This window comes from Bacillus sp. 166amftsu (genome assembly GCF_900107445.1).
Taxonomy (GTDB): Bacteria; Bacillota; Bacilli; order Bacillales; family Bacillaceae_G; genus Bacillus_A; species Bacillus_A arachidis.
The window spans coordinates 565,504-581,252 of the sequence record NZ_FNQA01000001.1 but is presented as its reverse complement, the minus strand read 5'-3'; the positions used below and the strand labels follow the sequence as shown (position 1 = coordinate 581,252).

Here is a 15,749-nt window from a genome sequence, read left to right as displayed (position 1 = left end):
GTAATGCTCCTTTTCAGATAATTTTGTATATATTAAATGATGTTATATAAAAAGGGGGTTTGTCAAGAGGGGGCTGAACGAGTAAGATAAGGGTGTGCAAAATTTTGCAGAGATACTTCGAGGGGAAGTGTAATGTGTGAAACAAAAAGTGTTAATTATTGGAGCGGGCGAAGGTGGAAGTACGATTCTGAGCTTGCTACAGAGTTCAAATATATTTGAGATTATAGGGATGATTGATATAAACCCAAAGGCGAAAGGATTGCAACTTGCAAAAGAACGACATATTGCAATTGGAACGAATATAGAGCCCTTTTTGGCAACTGATATTGATGTGATGTTTGATATGACAGGGGATTATCAATTACATAAAGTTCTTTTAGAAAGCAAACGAGAAAACACCCTTTTGATACCAGGAGATATTGCGAAGATTGTTACGAGGTTAGCACATGAGAAGGAAGAGCTAATTGAAAAATTAAAAGAACAAACGCAGCAAGGGAATTTAATTTTAAATTCCACTCATGATGGAATGATCGTGATTGATTCAGAAGGGTATGTAAAATTATTTAATAAAAGTGCAGAACGTATAACAGGTTATAAGTCCGGAGAAGCGGTAGGGAAATACATTTTCGAAGTAATCCCGACTAGTAAATTACTTCGCATTATACGAACGAAACAAATAGAAGTGAATCATGAACTGACATTAGGGAATGGAAAGAAGATTATTACAACGCGCATTCCTATTTTGAAAGAAGACGGAGAGGTTCAAGGGGCATTTGCAATTTTTAAAGATATTACAGAAGTTGTAGACTTGGCGGAAGAGGTTACAGATTTAAAAGAAATTCAAACATTATTAGAAGCGATCATTCATTCGTCTGAGGAAGCGATTTCTGTTGTAGATGAGAAGGGGAGAGGTCTTGTAATTAATCCTGCTTATACAAAATTAACCGGTCTAAACGAGGATGACATTATTGGGAAACCGGCGACGACTGATATTGTAGAAGGCGAGAGTATGCATATGAAAGTACTTCGGACGCGTAGAGCTGTTCGGGGGATACATATGAAGATTGGACAGAAAAAACGAGATGTAGTTGTAAATGTGGCACCGGTTATTGTTGATGGTATATTGAAGGGCAGCGTTGGTGTTATTCGTGATGTGTCAGAAATTCAAAAGTTAACGCATGAATTAAATCGGGCAAGACAAATTATTCGAACGCTCGAAGCAAAATATTCTTTTGAGGATATTGTGGGGACGTCTGATGAAACAATGGCCGCAATTGAACAAGCAAAACTTGGAGCGAATACACCGGCAACTGTATTGCTCCGAGGAGAGTCAGGAACTGGAAAAGAGTTATTTGCGCATGCTATTCATAATGGGAGTAATCGGAAGTACAATAAATTTGTGCGTGTGAACTGTGCTGCTATTTCAGAAACGCTATTAGAAAGTGAACTGTTTGGTTATGAAGAAGGAGCATTTTCTGGTGCGAGAAGAGGCGGTAAACGTGGCTTCTTTGAAGAAGCGAACAATGGGAGTATTTTTTTAGATGAGATTGGAGAAGTTTCTGCAAGTACACAAGCGAAATTACTGCGTGTTTTACAGGAGAAAGAGATTGTGAAGGTGGGAGGGACAAAGCCGATTCCTATTAATGTTCGGGTTATTGCAGCCACACATGTAAATTTAGAAAAAGCAATTTTGGAAGGTGAGTTTCGAGAAGACTTATATTATCGCTTAAATAAAATTCCGATCCAAATTCCTTCTCTTCGTCAGCGGAAGGAAGATATTCCTGTTATATCAGAACGATTGATTCAAAAAATTAACCAAGATTATGGCCGTAATGTAGAAGGGTTAACAGAAGCGGCTATTGAATATTTGCAATCGTATGATTGGCCTGGGAATGTGAGAGAGCTAGAAAATATTTTGGGACGGGCCATTATTTTTATGAACTATAATGAAATGTATATTGAGGTGCATCATTTACCTTCTTTGCATAAGGGAGATCAAGTGGAGGTAAAGGGGACTAGTTTGCTACCTAAATTAGAAGAAAGGTCTCTTGAACACCTGGTAACAGAATTTGAAGGGAATATTATACATGAATATTTAGAGGAATTTGAAGGGAATAAAACAAAGACGGCAAAAGCGCTAGGAATTTCAGTTCGAAATTTATATTATAAGTTAGAAAAGTATGACCATGCAAAAAATAGCATGCAATAAATTGCGTACCATGCAATTTATTGCATGGTATATAAAAAACGACATTTTAAGACAGCATATTATGTGATTTTTCAAAGTGCTGATTTTACTGCATTTTGTATACGTTTTCATAATTGGTATGACCACTTTAAAAAGTTGGCACGGTATTTGCTTATTAAATAGACGAGGGACGATGGAAAGGGTTGATTACAAAATATGAAGTTGCAAAACCTAATTGATCAAGCAGCCGGAAAGCCAAGAAAAACTGTGGCTGTGGCAGTAGCTGAAGATCATGAAGTAATTGAGGCAGTAGTTAAAGCGATACAATTACAGTTAGCTCAATTTCGTCTATATGGAAATCAAGAAATAATTATGGGTATGTTACAAGAGCATGGATTACAAGCTTCAGACCATGTTCAAGTGATTGCAGCATCATCAAATATCGAGGCTGCGGAACTTTCTGTTAAGGCAGTAAGAAATGGTGAAGCCGATGTGCTTATGAAGGGGAACATCCCAACAGCAAGTATTTTAAAAGCAGTATTAAATAAAGAGTGGGGACTTCGCAAAGGTAGCGTATTATCGCATGTAGCGGCATTTGAAGTTCCAAATTATGATCGCTTTATTTTCGTCACAGATGCAGCGATGAATATTGCACCTGATGTACAGCAAAAAGCTGCTATTATACAAAATACTGTTGAAGTTGCCCGGGCAATAGGAATTGAATTACCGAAAGTGGCTCCAGTTGCAGCGGTGGAAGTTATTAATCCAGCAATGCAGGCAACAATTGATGCAGCAATGTTGACACAAATGAATCGTCGTGGACAAATTAAAAATTGTGTCGTTGATGGACCACTTGCTTTAGATAATGCTGTATCACAAATTGCAGCAGAACACAAAGGCATTGTAAGTGATGTAGCAGGTAAGGCAGACATTTTACTCGTCCCAACGATTGAAGCCGGAAACGTGCTATATAAATCGCTTGTTTATTTTGCAAATGCAAATGTAGGAGCGATGATTGCTGGCGCGAAAGCACCAATTGTTTTAACATCTCGTGCCGATTCGGCAGAAACAAAAGTATATTCATTAGCTTTAGCAGTTGCGACTGCTTCTAAATAAACCAAAAGGGTAAAAACAATTAGGGGGAAATGACAATGACATTAGAAATCTTCGAATACTTAGAAAAATATGATTATGAGCAAGTAGTATTTTGTCAAGATAAAGAATCTGGATTAAAAGCAATCATTGCAATTCATGATACAACACTTGGACCGGCACTTGGTGGAACAAGAATGTGGACATATGATTCTGAAGAAGCGGCGATTGAAGATGCATTGCGTCTTGCAAAAGGGATGACATATAAAAACGCAGCAGCTGGTTTAAACTTAGGTGGTGCAAAAACAGTTATCATCGGTGACCCACGTAAAGATAAAAGTGAAGCAATGTTCCGTGCGCTAGGACGTTATATCCAAGGCTTAAACGGTCGTTATATTACTGCAGAAGATGTTGGTACAACGGTTGATGATATGGATATTATTCATGAAGAGACTGACTTTGTAACAGGTATTTCACCTTCATTCGGTTCTTCTGGTAACCCATCTCCAGTAACTGCTTATGGTGTTTACCGTGGTATGAAAGCAGCAGCAAAAGAAGCATTTGGTACAGATAGCTTAGAAGGAAAAGTAATTGCTGTTCAAGGTGTTGGAAACGTAGCATATCACTTATGCAAACATTTACATGCTGAGGGAGCACAATTAATCGTTACAGACATTAATAAAGAAGCAGTACAACGTGCAGTAGAAGAATTTGGTGCAACAGCAGTTGAGCCAAACGAAATTTACGGTGTAAAATGTGATATTTACGCACCATGTGCACTAGGGGCAACAGTGAATGATGAAACAATTCCACAACTGAAAGCAAAAGTAATTGCGGGTTCTGCAAATAACCAATTAAAAGAAGATCGTCATGGCGATACGATTCATGAAATGGGAATTGTATATGCACCGGATTATGTAATTAATGCGGGCGGCGTAATTAACGTAGCGGATGAGTTATATGGATACAATAGAGAACGTGCATTAAAACGCGTAGAATCTATTTATGACACAATTGCAAAAGTAATTGAAATTTCAAAACGTGATGGTGTACCAACTTATCTTGCAGCAGATCGTCTAGCTGAAGAGCGTATTGCAAGTTTAAAAAATACACGTAGTACATTCTTACGCAACGGCCATGACATTATTAGCCGTCGCTAATCTATCATATATAAATTTTACAAAAGCTGTGGTTACCTCTTATGAGGTTTCCACTGCCTTTTGAATTTAAAGGTGGAGGTAGCAACATTGTCTTTAAATCGAATCCTTGTTATTAATCCGGGTAGTACATCAACAAAAATAGGTGTTTTTGATAATGAAAGACCTGTTCTAGAAGAAACGATTCGTCATGATGTAGATAAAATTGGGAAATATAAACGAATTATTGATCAATATGAATTCCGAAAAGAAACCATTTTAGAAGTTCTTCATTCTCATGGTATTAATATTTCGAAATTAAACGCTGTTTGTGGCCGCGGGGGATTACTTCGTCCGATTGAAGGTGGTACGTATACAGTAAATGAATCGATGTTAGAAGATTTGAAAAGTGGATATAGCGGTCATCATGCATCAAATCTTGGAGGGATTTTAGCATATGAAATCGCTTCTGGATTAAATATTCCGGCATTCATCGTTGATCCAGTTGTTGTTGATGAAATGGCACCGATTGCACGCATTAGTGGAATAGCTGGCATGGAGCGGAAAAGTATTTTTCATGCGTTAAATCAAAAAGCGGTAGCTCGTAAGGTTGCAGTAGAGCTTGATCGTAAATATGAAGACTTAAACCTATTAATTGCTCATATGGGCGGTGGGATTACAGTTGGTGCTCATAAAAATGGAAAAGTTATCGATGTAAATAATGGCTTAAACGGAGAAGGGCCATTTAGTCCAGAACGTGCTGGAACAGTACCAGTTGGACAGTTAGTTGAAATGTGTTTCTCTGGTGAGTATTACCGCGATGAAATGATGAAAAAGATTGTTGGACAAGGCGGGTTAGTGAGTCTCATTGGCACAAATGATGCAATTAAGGTTGAAAACATGGTTGAGAAAGGTGATCCTGAGGCAACACTTATTTATAAAGCAATGGCGTACCAAGTTGCAAAAGAAATTGGTGGGGCAAGTGCCGTTCTTCATGGGAAAGTCGATGCAATTGTTTTAACAGGTGGACTTGCATATAGTAAAATCCTTGTTGATGAAATTAAAGAGCGTGTTCATTGGATTGCCGATGTCATTGTACATCCTGGAGAAGATGAATTACAAGCATTAGCAGAAGGAGCGCTTCGTGTGTTACGTGAGGAAGAAGCTCCAAAAGAGTATGTTGTACGAGAAAAAGAAACGGTAGCTAGGGGTTGAGATAATGGCAAAAGAATATGATTTAGTCATCGTTGGCGGCGGTACTGGTGGATATGTTGCTGCCATTCGTGCATCACAATTAGGGCTAAAAACAGCGCTTGTTGAAAAAGATAATCTTGGCGGAACTTGCTTACACAAAGGGTGTATCCCTAGTAAAGCATTGCTACGCAGTGCTGAAGTATATGCAACTACGAAAAAGAGTGAAGAGTTTGGCGTTGTAACGAGCAATGTAGAATTAAACTTTGCAAAAGTGCAAGAGCGTAAAGAAAAAATTGTAACGCAGCTTCATAAAGGCGTTCAACATTTAATGAAGCAAGGTAAAATTGATGTGTTTGAAGGTATCGGCCGAATCCTTGGACCTTCTATCTTCTCTCCAATGCCAGGAACCATTTCGGTTGAACTTGCAAGTGGTGAAGAGAATGAAATGCTTATTCCAAAAAATGTTCTGATTGCAACAGGATCTCGTCCAAATTCATTACCAGGTTTAGAATTAGATGGAGAATATGTAATGTCATCAGATCATGCTTTAAAAATGGAAACACTTCCGAAGTCCATTATTATTGTGGGCGGCGGTGTAATCGGGATTGAATGGGCATCTATGCTTGCTGACTTCGGTGTAGAAGTTACTGTTTTAGAATATGCAAAACATGTCCTGCCGCTTGAGGATCAAGATGTTTCTAAAGAAATGCAACGTCTATTCAAGAAAAAAGGTATTAAAGTAGTGACGGGTGCAAAAGTATTACCAGAAACATTGGTAAAAGATAATGGAGTAGCAATTCAAGCAGAACACAATGGTGAAAATAAAGAATTCAAGGCAGAAAAAATGCTTGTATCTGTAGGAAGACAAGCGAATACACAAAATATCGGTTTAGAGAATACAGAAATTGTCGTAGAAAAAGGATACATTCAAACAAATGAATTTTATCAAACGAAAGAATCACATATTTATGCAATTGGTGATGTAATCGGCGGCTTACAGCTTGCACACGTTGCTTCTCATGAAGGTATTGTTGCTGTAGAACATATAGCTGGTAAAGAAGTTATGCCAATCGATTACTCTATGGTATCGAAATGTGTATACAGTAGTCCAGAAGTAGCTTCTGTTGGTTTAACGGAACAAGAAGCAAAAGAAAAAGGTTATAAATTAAAAGTAGGTAAATTCTCATTCCGTGCAATAGGAAAAGCGCTTGTATACGGCGAATCAGATGGCTTTGTCAAACTTGTAGTTGATGAAGAAACAAATGATATTCTTGGTGTTCATATGATTGGTCCACATGTAACGGATATGATTTCTGAAGCAGGTCTTGCAAGAGTGCTTGATGCAACACCTTGGGAAGTGGCACATACAATTCATCCGCATCCATCATTATCAGAAGCGATTGGTGAAGCTGCGTTAGCAGTAGATGGAAAAGCGTTACACGCATAAAAATGTGGATTTAGGAGGTTATAAAAATGGCAGAAGTAAAAGAAAAGCGCCATGAAGAACTTGGCTTAAGTGATGAGCAAGTATTAGAAATGTATCGTACGATGTTACTTGCACGTAAAATTGACGAACGTATGTGGTTATTAAACCGTGCAGGGAAAATTCCATTCGTAATTTCTTGTCAAGGACAGGAAGCTGCGCAAGTAGGTGCAGCATTTGCACTTGATCGCGAAAAAGATTATGCATTGCCATATTATCGTGATATGGGTGTAGTACTAGCATTTGGTATGACAGCAAAAGAGCTTATGTTATCTGGCTTTGCAAAAGCAGGAGACCCAAACTCTGGTGGCCGTCAAATGCCTGGTCACTTCGGTCAAAAGAAAAACCGTATTGTGACAGGATCGTCTCCAGTTACAACGCAAGTACCGCATGCAGTTGGTATTGCTTTAGCTGGTAAGATGGAGAAGAAAGATTTAGTAACGTTTGTAACATTTGGTGAAGGTTCTTCTAACCAGGGTGACTTCCACGAAGGTGCAAACTTTGCTGGTGTACACAAATTGCCTGTTATTTTCATGTGTGAGAATAACAAATATGCAATTTCTATTCCTGTTGAAAAGCAATTAGCATGTAAGAATGTATCAGATCGTGCGATTGGTTATGGTATGCCAGGATATACAGTAGACGGAAATGATCCACTTGCAGTATATAAAGCTGTAAAAGAAGCAGCTGATCGTGGCCGCAGAGGTGAAGGTCCAACTTTAATTGAAACGGTATCATATCGTTTGACAGCACACTCTAGTGATGACGATGATCGTGTATATCGTGATAAAGAAGAAGTAGAAGAGGCAAAGAAAAAAGATTCAATCTTTACATTTGCTGCTTATTTAAAGGAAGTTGGCGTGTTAACAGAGGAATCTGAAAAACAACTGTTAGATGAAATTATGCATATCGTAAACGAAGCTACAGAATATGCAGAAAATGCTCCGTATGCAGCACCTGAAGACGCATTGAAGCACGTATACGCAGAATAGGGGGGAACGTTTCATGGCTGTAATGTCTTATATTGACGCGATTACATTAGCGATGCGCGAGGAAATGGAACGCGATGAGAAAGTATTTGTATTAGGAGAAGACGTTGGTAAAAAAGGTGGTGTATTTAAAGCGACAACTGGATTGTATGATCAATTTGGTGAAGATCGTGCCCTTGATACACCGCTTGCAGAATCTGCAATTGCTGGGGTAGCAATTGGTGCGGCAATGTACGGAATGCGTCCAATTGCTGAAATGCAATTTGCTGATTTCATTATGCCGGCAGTAAACCAAATTGTTTCTGAGGCAGCGAAAATTCGTTACCGTTCTAATAACGACTGGACTTGTCCAGTTACTATACGTGCACCATTTGGTGGCGGTGTTCATGGTGCGTTATATCATTCGCAGTCTGTAGAAGCAATGTTCGCAAATCAACCAGGTTTAAAAATTGTCATTCCTTCTACACCATATGATGCAAAAGGATTATTAAAAGCAGCAATTCGTGATGAAGATCCAGTACTATTCTTTGAACATAAACGTGCATATCGTTTAATTAAAGGCGAAGTACCAGAGGACGATTATGTATTACCAATCGGAAAGGCAGATGTAAAACGTGAAGGTGATGATATTACGGTCATCACATATGGATTATGTGTTCACTTTGCTCTTCAAGCTGCTGAAAAATTAGCGAAAGATGGCATTTCTGCTCACATTCTTGATTTACGTACTGTGTATCCATTAGATAAAGAAGCGATTATTGAAGCAGCTTCAAAAACTGGTAAAGTTCTTCTTGTAACGGAAGATAATAAAGAAGGAAGCATCATAAGTGAAGTAGCAGCAATTATTGCAGAAAATTGCTTATTCGATTTAGATGCACCACTTGCACGTCTTGCAGGTCCAGACGTTCCAGCAATGCCATATGCACCAACAATGGAAAAATTCTTTATGGTAAATCCAGATAAAGTTGAAAAAGCAATGCGTGAACTTGCGGAATTTTAATCGGGGGGACTATACATGGCTGTAGAAAATATTACAATGCCTCAGCTTGGGGAAAGTGTAACAGAAGGTACAATTAGTAAATGGCTCGTAAATGTTGGCGATCATGTAAATAAATATGATCCGCTTGCAGAAGTAATGACAGATAAAGTAAATGCAGAAGTGCCATCTTCTTTCACTGGAATTGTGAAAGAGTTAATCGCTGGTGAAGGTGATACACTGGCTGTAGGTGAAGTTGTTTGTGTAATTCAAGTAGAAGGAGCAGATGAAGTAGCTGCCACGACTGTAGAAGAGAAAACAAAAGAGGAACCAAAAGTAGAAGTAGCTTCATCTGGAAAAGCACCAAAAATGAAGCAACCAACTGATGGCAAACCACGTTTCTCACCAGCTGTATTAAAACTTGCAGGTGAACATAATCTTGATTTAGATGCAGTGGAAGGTACGGGGGCAAATGGCCGTATCACACGTAAAGATATTTTAAAGCTAGTTGAATCTGGTAACATCCCGGTAGTTGGGGCAAACAAAGAAGAGGCACCTGTCTCTGTACCAAAACTACAGGAGGCACCAAAATCAGCTACGCCAGCACCAAAAGCAGAAGCGGCAAAACCAGTATCTGTACCGACAGTACCTGGAGATATCGAAATTCCGGTAACAGGTGTGCGTAAAGCAATTGCTGCGAATATGCTGCGTAGCAAACATGAAGCACCGCACGCATGGATGATGATTGAAGTAGATGTAACAAATCTTGTATCATACCGTAATTCAATCAAAGGCGAATTCAAAAAGCGCGAAGGTTTCAATTTAACATTCTTTGCATTCTTTGTAAAAGCAGTTGCACAAGCATTGAAAGAGTACCCGCAAATTAATTCAATGTGGGCTGGCGATAAAATCGTTCAGAAGAAGGATATTAACCTTTCTATCGCAGTTGCAACAGAAGATGAGTTATTTGTACCTGTTATTAAACAAGCAGATGAGAAAACAATTAAAGGCATTGCTCGTGAAATTACAGAACTTGCAGGAAAAGTCCGTACAAAATCATTGAAAGCAGACGAAATGCAAGGCGGTACATTTACAATTAATAACACAGGATCATTTGGATCTGTTCAGTCCATGGGAATTATTAATTATCCACAAGCTGCGATTTTACAAGTAGAATCTATTGTAAAACGTCCAGTAATTATGGATAATGGCATGTTTGGTGCACGTGACATGGTTAACTTATGTCTATCACTTGATCACCGCGTACTTGATGGTTTGATTTGTGGTAAATTCTTAGGACGTGTAAAAGAAATTCTTGAAAATGTATCAGCGGATAATACATCTGTATATTAATAAAAAGCTCGCGTCTGCGAGCTTTTTGCTTTAGAAAAGATATACTTCTTCACTTTGTATTCCACAATAAAATATGCCTTCCATTAATCTGACAATGAATAACAATGTATTATAAATTTATGAAAATACATTGCTGATATTCAGTATATAGATATACAATAAAAAAAGAATCCTTTTTTGGCAAATCTTACTGACGAAACTGTAGTATAATATATTGTATTGTTTGAAAAAGAAAGTTATTCTATATAAGTATTTTATAGATTAATGTGCAATCAGCCGTCAAAACATGAAGCGTATTGACTCCTGATTTTTTATTTTGCCTTAACAATGTTTCAGGAGGGTGTCATGAAGAGAAGTACCGAGTTTCTAAAAAGTTTAGATGTAAAATTAATTTTAATTTTGTGTGTCTTATGCATTACAAGTATAGCTGCCATATATAGCAGTCAACAAACAGGGCAATATGGAGATGCGAACTTTGCAATGAAACAAGGGATTAACTATATAATAGGTATTGTGTTATTACTACTTGTTGCAAGTATTGATTTAGATCAGTTGCAAAAATTAGCGTGGCCATTGTATATTGTTGGATTTGCTTCTATTATCATACTTAAGATTTCACCATTTAAAGGTTTAACACCTGAAATATTAGGTGCAAAAAGATGGTTTCGTGTCCCTGTCCTTGGGGCAATTCAGCCATCAGAGTTTTTCAAAATTGCGTTGCTTATTTTAGTTGCCAGTTTAGCGGTGAAGCATAATGCGAAATATATGGTACGAACTTTTCAAACGGATTTAATATTAGTAGGTAAGATTATTTTAGTATCGATTCCACCTGCTTTAATTGTATATAGTCAGCCTGATACAGGGATGGTTTTCCTATATGCTGCAGGGATCGCATGTATTTTGTTTATGTCAGGTATTCAAAAGAAGTTAATTGCAATATGTACAGTTATTCCACTGACCATATTGTCCACATTAGTATTTATATTTTTGAAATACCCAGATATTTTTTTCAACAAATTGGTTGCTTTACTAAAGCCACATCAACAGTCACGAATTTTGGGATGGCTAGATCCATTTGAGCACGCAGATCAAGGTTATCAAACACAACAATCAATTTTAGCGGTGGGTAGTGGAGGAATGGATGGAAAAGGATTTGGATATGGAAGTGTCTACATTCCCGAAAAGCATACCGATTTCATTTTTGCTACAATTGCTGAAGAAGGTGGATTTTTAATTGCAGCTTTTATTGTATTTATGTTCCTTCTTCTTTTATATCGAACAATTATAATTGGGTATTCAGCAGATAATTTGTTCGGTACATTATTATGTGCAGGAATAATTGGTGTTTTAACACTACAAATCTTCCAAAATGTTGGTATGATCGTTGGATTAATGCCGGTAAAAGGAATTGCGCTTCCGTTTTTATCATATGGAGGAAGTTCCTTATTCTCGAATATGATGATGATGGGGCTCGTTTTATCGGTGCGGAAAACTTATAAAAAGTATATGTTTTCAGTTAGTTAATTTTTATGTAAAAAGGCTGATTCGTTTTCATGCGAATCGGTCTTTTTTGTATAGATGCTCTTAATCATCACAAACTAAAGGGAGTGTGAAAGTTTGTGATGATTAAGGAGTGCAAATTCATGCATATGCATATTTTGAATGGGGCACATCATCTTTCTTATATAGAATGGATGATTCGAGCTATCATAGCGTATATTTTTTTAATTTTTGTTGCTAAAGCAATGGGACAACGCTCCATTGCACAGCTTCGTTTTTTGGATGTCGTATTAGTGCTATTGTTGGAAGGGAATCTCTCTAACGCACTATCCGATGAAAGAGTCGGTTTACTCGGATCGATGATTACAACATGTATGCTCATTGTTCTTTATATTGTCAGTTCGATTTTAGCGTTGAAATGGGATCGATGGAGACGCTTTTTAGAACCATCGCCCATTATACTTATACATAATGGGTCAATTGATTTTAATAATTTGAAAAAAGCAAGAATTACAGTAGAGTATTTATTCTCTGAATTACGCTTACAAAGTGCTAGTGATATTAAAACGATAAGATTAGCATTATGGGAAGCAAGTGGTGTTGTTTCGGTATTTCAGTATCCAGAATATGAAACGGTATCTCGGCAGGATATGAAAGTAGCTGGTAAAAAATCACCTATTTCATTTATTCTTGTAAAAGACGGGAAAATTCAAAAGGATGTGCTCACTTTATTGGGGAAAACGGAAAGATGGGCAAAGGAGGAATTATCAAAAAAAGTATCAATTGAATTGATTCAATTAGCAACTATAGATGAAAATGCACAAATCAATATTTTGTCTAGCGTTCAAGATTAAAATGCAAGGAAAGAAAAAAAGTTAGGTGGGGGAATGTGCTGCTCGTAAAAGCCTAATTGATGAAAATGAATTATCACTGGGGAGGGAGAAAAACTCCACTGATTAAAGTTTTACTTTATAAAAAAGTAAAAAATATGGCATTTTACCATTTCTTGCATATGATACAATAGTGTGGACAACGAAATAGAAAAAGAAGGGTTTGTTTCGATGGGATATGTAGAAGAATTACGGAAAGTAGTTGGTCATCGCCCTTTAATTTTAGTTGGTGCTGTTGTTCTCGTATTGAATGAAGATGGACATGTTTTGCTACAACAACGAACAGAACCGTACGGAAAATGGGGATTACTTGGCGGTTTGATGGAACTTGGAGAATCACCAGAAGAAACAGCTTGCCGTGAAGTATATGAAGAAGCAGGGATTCATGTAAAAAATTTAAAGCTCATTAATGTGTTCTCTGGAGCGAATTACTTTATAAAATTAGCGAATGGTGATGAATTTCAATCCGTAACGACGGCTTATTATACAAATGAATATGAAGGGTTGCTATCTGTCAATAAAGAGGAAGCAGTTCAACTTAAATTCTTTCCAATTACAGGATTACCAGATTATATTGTAGGTTCGCATAAAAAAATGATTGAAGTATATGAAAATATAGGAAAAAGAGTTAAATGAAGTAAAAATGATGTATAATGGATATAGAAATGCAAAAACACAGTTCTGGTTGGTAGTCCAGGCGCATACTAGTATGTCAGTAACCTTCCCCTCCGGGATGTCCAGTATTTCTAATTTTTTCTAAGGAGGGGCTGTCGAATGGATTTGACAGTATATCACGATGGTCAGTTTTTTGTAGGAATGATTGAGAACACACATAAAGGAACTTTGTATGCAGCGAGGTATATTTTTGGTGCTGAGCCATCAGATGAAGAGATACTTTTGTTTGTAAATGGTATGATGCTAAAGTATTTTAATCACTTTGCCAGATGTGGTGTTAAAGTGAAAGAGAAACAGCGTCCAAAAAATATAAAGCGTATCATAAGAGAAGCTGCGAAAGAAATGCATACAAAGCGCTTTACGAAAGCACAAGAAGCAATTAGTTTATCTTATGAATTGCATAAGCAGGAAAAAAGAGTGCAATCTAAGGAACAGCGTGAAGCAGAAAAGCAGAAAAAACGTCTTATCAAAGTGCAAAAAGCAAAACAAAAGCATCGTGGACATTAAGAGAAACGTCTTAGGACACTTGTTCTAAGACGTTTTATTTATACACAAAAGTAAGTTTACTTGTACTTCTGAAACAGTAACTGGTAAGATACAAATAGATAGATCTAGAGGAGGGAAAACATTGATTAACTTTAACTTTTTTATGAATGATGTTGTCCGTCAAGCGCGTGAGGAAATTGTTTCCGCTGGATATACAGAATTAACAACAACAGAAGCGGTCGATGAAGCGTTCAAAAAAGAGGGCACAACGCTTGTAATGATAAACTCAGTATGTGGTTGTGCAGGTGGTATTGCTCGCCCTGCTGCTGCACATTCCGTACACTATGATAAACGTCCAAATCAACTTGTAACAGTATTTGCAGGTCAGGACAAAGAGGCAACAGCACGTGCACGTGAATATTTTGAAGGATATCCACCATCTTCTCCGTCTTTCGCATTATTAAAAGATGGAAAGATTGTAACGATGGTTGAACGCCATGAAATTGAAGGTCACGATCCAATGCAAGTTATTGCAAAATTACAATCGTATTTTGAAGAGAATTGTGAAGAGATTTAATAGAATGAAAAAACGGTACAGACACTTATGTGTTTGTACCGTTTTTTTTGTATCTTGCTAATTAGAGTGAAACGAGGAAGATGGGGAGTAGAAAAATTTCCTTTTTGCTAGAAGTTTCACATATTGAAAGGATATGTAGAAAAATCTCACTTTAATGATTAATAGAATTTGAATTTCTTTATTCTTAGTTGCATATCATGAAAGAGAATATACATAAAAAACATGTATTATGCAAAAAAATATACATAAAAAACATATTGGATATTGATTATAATTAAAAACATTATTTATTTTTATTTTAATTATTGCATAAAAATAAAAACGCTGATACAATACAAGCATCTAATAAAAATTCTATAAAACTTTTAAATATACATTATTAGGGGGAAGAAACATGAAGAAGTTATTATCAATTTCATTTGCACTTATTTTAATCGTAAGTATGTTTAGTGCTTGTAGTAAGGGAGAAACAAAAGAAGCGAATGAAAATAAGAAAGTACTTATTATGGGAACTTCAGCAGACTATAAACCTTATGAATATGTAGAAGCTTCCAAGAGTGATGAAATTATCGGTTTTGATGTAGATATTGCAAAATATATTGGAAAAGAACTTGGTTATGAAGTGAAAATAAAGGATATGGATTTTGGAGGATTGCTAGCATCTCTTAGCTCAGGAAAAGTTGATTTTGTTATGGCAGGTATGACACCAAATCCAGATCGTAAGAAGAATGCCGATTTTACAGATATATATTTTGTTGCTAAAAACATGATCGTTTCGAAAAAGGATTCTGGTATTAAATCATTACAAGATTTAAAAGATAAAAAAGTAGGAGTACAAACAGGTTCTATTCAAGAAGAAAAAGCAAACGACTTCAAAAAACAAGTGAACTTCCAGGCGGAAGGTCGTGACCGTATACCAGAAATTGTACAAGAAATTCAGGCTGGACGCTTTGACGCTGCCATTATAGAAGATACAGTTGCTAAAAATTATTTAGACAAAATAAAAGATTTACAAGGAATTGAAATCAAGGAAGCTCCAGAAGAAGTAGGAGCAGCAATTGCCCTTCCGAAGAATAGTGATAAAACAGCAGAATTTAATAAAGTAATTAAGAAAATGCAAGAGAATGGTGAAATGGATAAATTAGTGAAGAAATGGTTTGGCAGCGGAAAGTAAGCTGCCTTTCTATTTTCTGTGAGAGGAATGACAAAA

At 36.9% G+C, this 15,749-nt stretch carries 14 protein-coding genes; all 14 read left to right on the top strand.

Annotated elements, in window-relative coordinates:
- The first annotated feature begins 136 nt into the window (after window positions 1-136).
- The 14 genes from BLV40_RS03290 to BLV40_RS03215 all read left to right on the top strand — a co-directional run bounded on the left by BLV40_RS03290 (window position 137) and on the right by BLV40_RS03215 (window position 15,713).
- Window positions 137-2,209 (top strand): sigma-54 interaction domain-containing protein, encoded by a 2,073-nt coding sequence (locus tag BLV40_RS03290; RefSeq protein ID WP_090687446.1) that lies wholly within the window; start codon window positions 137-139, stop codon window positions 2,207-2,209.
- 195 nt (window positions 2,210-2,404) lie between these two features.
- On the top strand, window positions 2,405-3,304 hold the full coding sequence (gene yqiS / locus BLV40_RS03280; RefSeq protein ID WP_026590001.1) for a phosphate butyryltransferase: 900 nt from the start codon (window positions 2,405-2,407) through the stop codon (window positions 3,302-3,304).
- A 35-nt stretch (window positions 3,305-3,339) separates the two neighbouring features.
- Entirely contained in the window at window positions 3,340-4,440 is a 1,101-nt protein-coding gene (locus BLV40_RS03275) for a leucine dehydrogenase (protein ID WP_026590002.1), read from the top strand.
- A gap of 87 nt (window positions 4,441-4,527) precedes the next feature.
- Entirely contained in the window at window positions 4,528-5,631 is a 1,104-nt protein-coding gene (gene buk / locus BLV40_RS03270; RefSeq protein WP_090687445.1) for a butyrate kinase, read from the top strand.
- Between the two features lie 4 nt (window positions 5,632-5,635).
- Complete coding sequence (gene lpdA / locus BLV40_RS03265; RefSeq protein WP_090687442.1) at window positions 5,636-7,057, top strand: dihydrolipoyl dehydrogenase; 1,422 nt, start codon at window positions 5,636-5,638, stop codon at window positions 7,055-7,057.
- Between the two features lie 26 nt (window positions 7,058-7,083).
- On the top strand, window positions 7,084-8,085 hold the full coding sequence (gene bfmBAA, locus BLV40_RS03260; RefSeq protein WP_026590005.1) for a 3-methyl-2-oxobutanoate dehydrogenase subunit alpha: 1,002 nt from the start codon (window positions 7,084-7,086) through the stop codon (window positions 8,083-8,085).
- A 13-nt stretch (window positions 8,086-8,098) separates the two neighbouring features.
- A complete protein-coding gene (gene bfmBAB, locus BLV40_RS03255; protein WP_090687440.1) occupies window positions 8,099-9,082 on the top strand; it encodes a 3-methyl-2-oxobutanoate dehydrogenase subunit beta in 984 nt (327 codons plus the stop codon).
- 15 nt (window positions 9,083-9,097) lie between these two features.
- Complete coding sequence (locus BLV40_RS03250) at window positions 9,098-10,411, top strand: dihydrolipoamide acetyltransferase family protein (protein WP_090687438.1); 1,314 nt, start codon at window positions 9,098-9,100, stop codon at window positions 10,409-10,411.
- Between the two features lie 345 nt (window positions 10,412-10,756).
- Window positions 10,757-11,935, top strand: coding sequence for an FtsW/RodA/SpoVE family cell cycle protein (locus BLV40_RS03240; protein WP_090687436.1), 1,179 nt, complete (start codon window positions 10,757-10,759; stop codon window positions 11,933-11,935).
- Between the two features lie 119 nt (window positions 11,936-12,054).
- The gene (locus tag BLV40_RS03235; protein WP_090687434.1) at window positions 12,055-12,765 is read left to right on the top strand and encodes a DUF421 domain-containing protein; all 711 of its coding nucleotides are present in this window, start codon (window positions 12,055-12,057) and stop codon (window positions 12,763-12,765) included.
- A gap of 207 nt (window positions 12,766-12,972) precedes the next feature.
- The gene (locus BLV40_RS03230) at window positions 12,973-13,437 is read left to right on the top strand and encodes an NUDIX hydrolase (protein ID WP_026590010.1); all 465 of its coding nucleotides are present in this window, start codon (window positions 12,973-12,975) and stop codon (window positions 13,435-13,437) included.
- 138 nt (window positions 13,438-13,575) lie between these two features.
- A complete protein-coding gene (locus BLV40_RS03225; protein WP_090687432.1) occupies window positions 13,576-13,983 on the top strand; it encodes a YjdF family protein in 408 nt (135 codons plus the stop codon).
- Window positions 13,984-14,125: 142 nt separating this feature from the next.
- Entirely contained in the window at window positions 14,126-14,539 is a 414-nt protein-coding gene (locus BLV40_RS03220) for a BrxA/BrxB family bacilliredoxin (protein WP_139265493.1), read from the top strand.
- Window positions 14,540-14,933: 394 nt separating this feature from the next.
- On the top strand, window positions 14,934-15,713 hold the full coding sequence (locus tag BLV40_RS03215; RefSeq protein ID WP_090687430.1) for a transporter substrate-binding domain-containing protein: 780 nt from the start codon (window positions 14,934-14,936) through the stop codon (window positions 15,711-15,713).
- The last annotated feature ends 36 nt before the right edge of the window (window positions 15,714-15,749 follow it).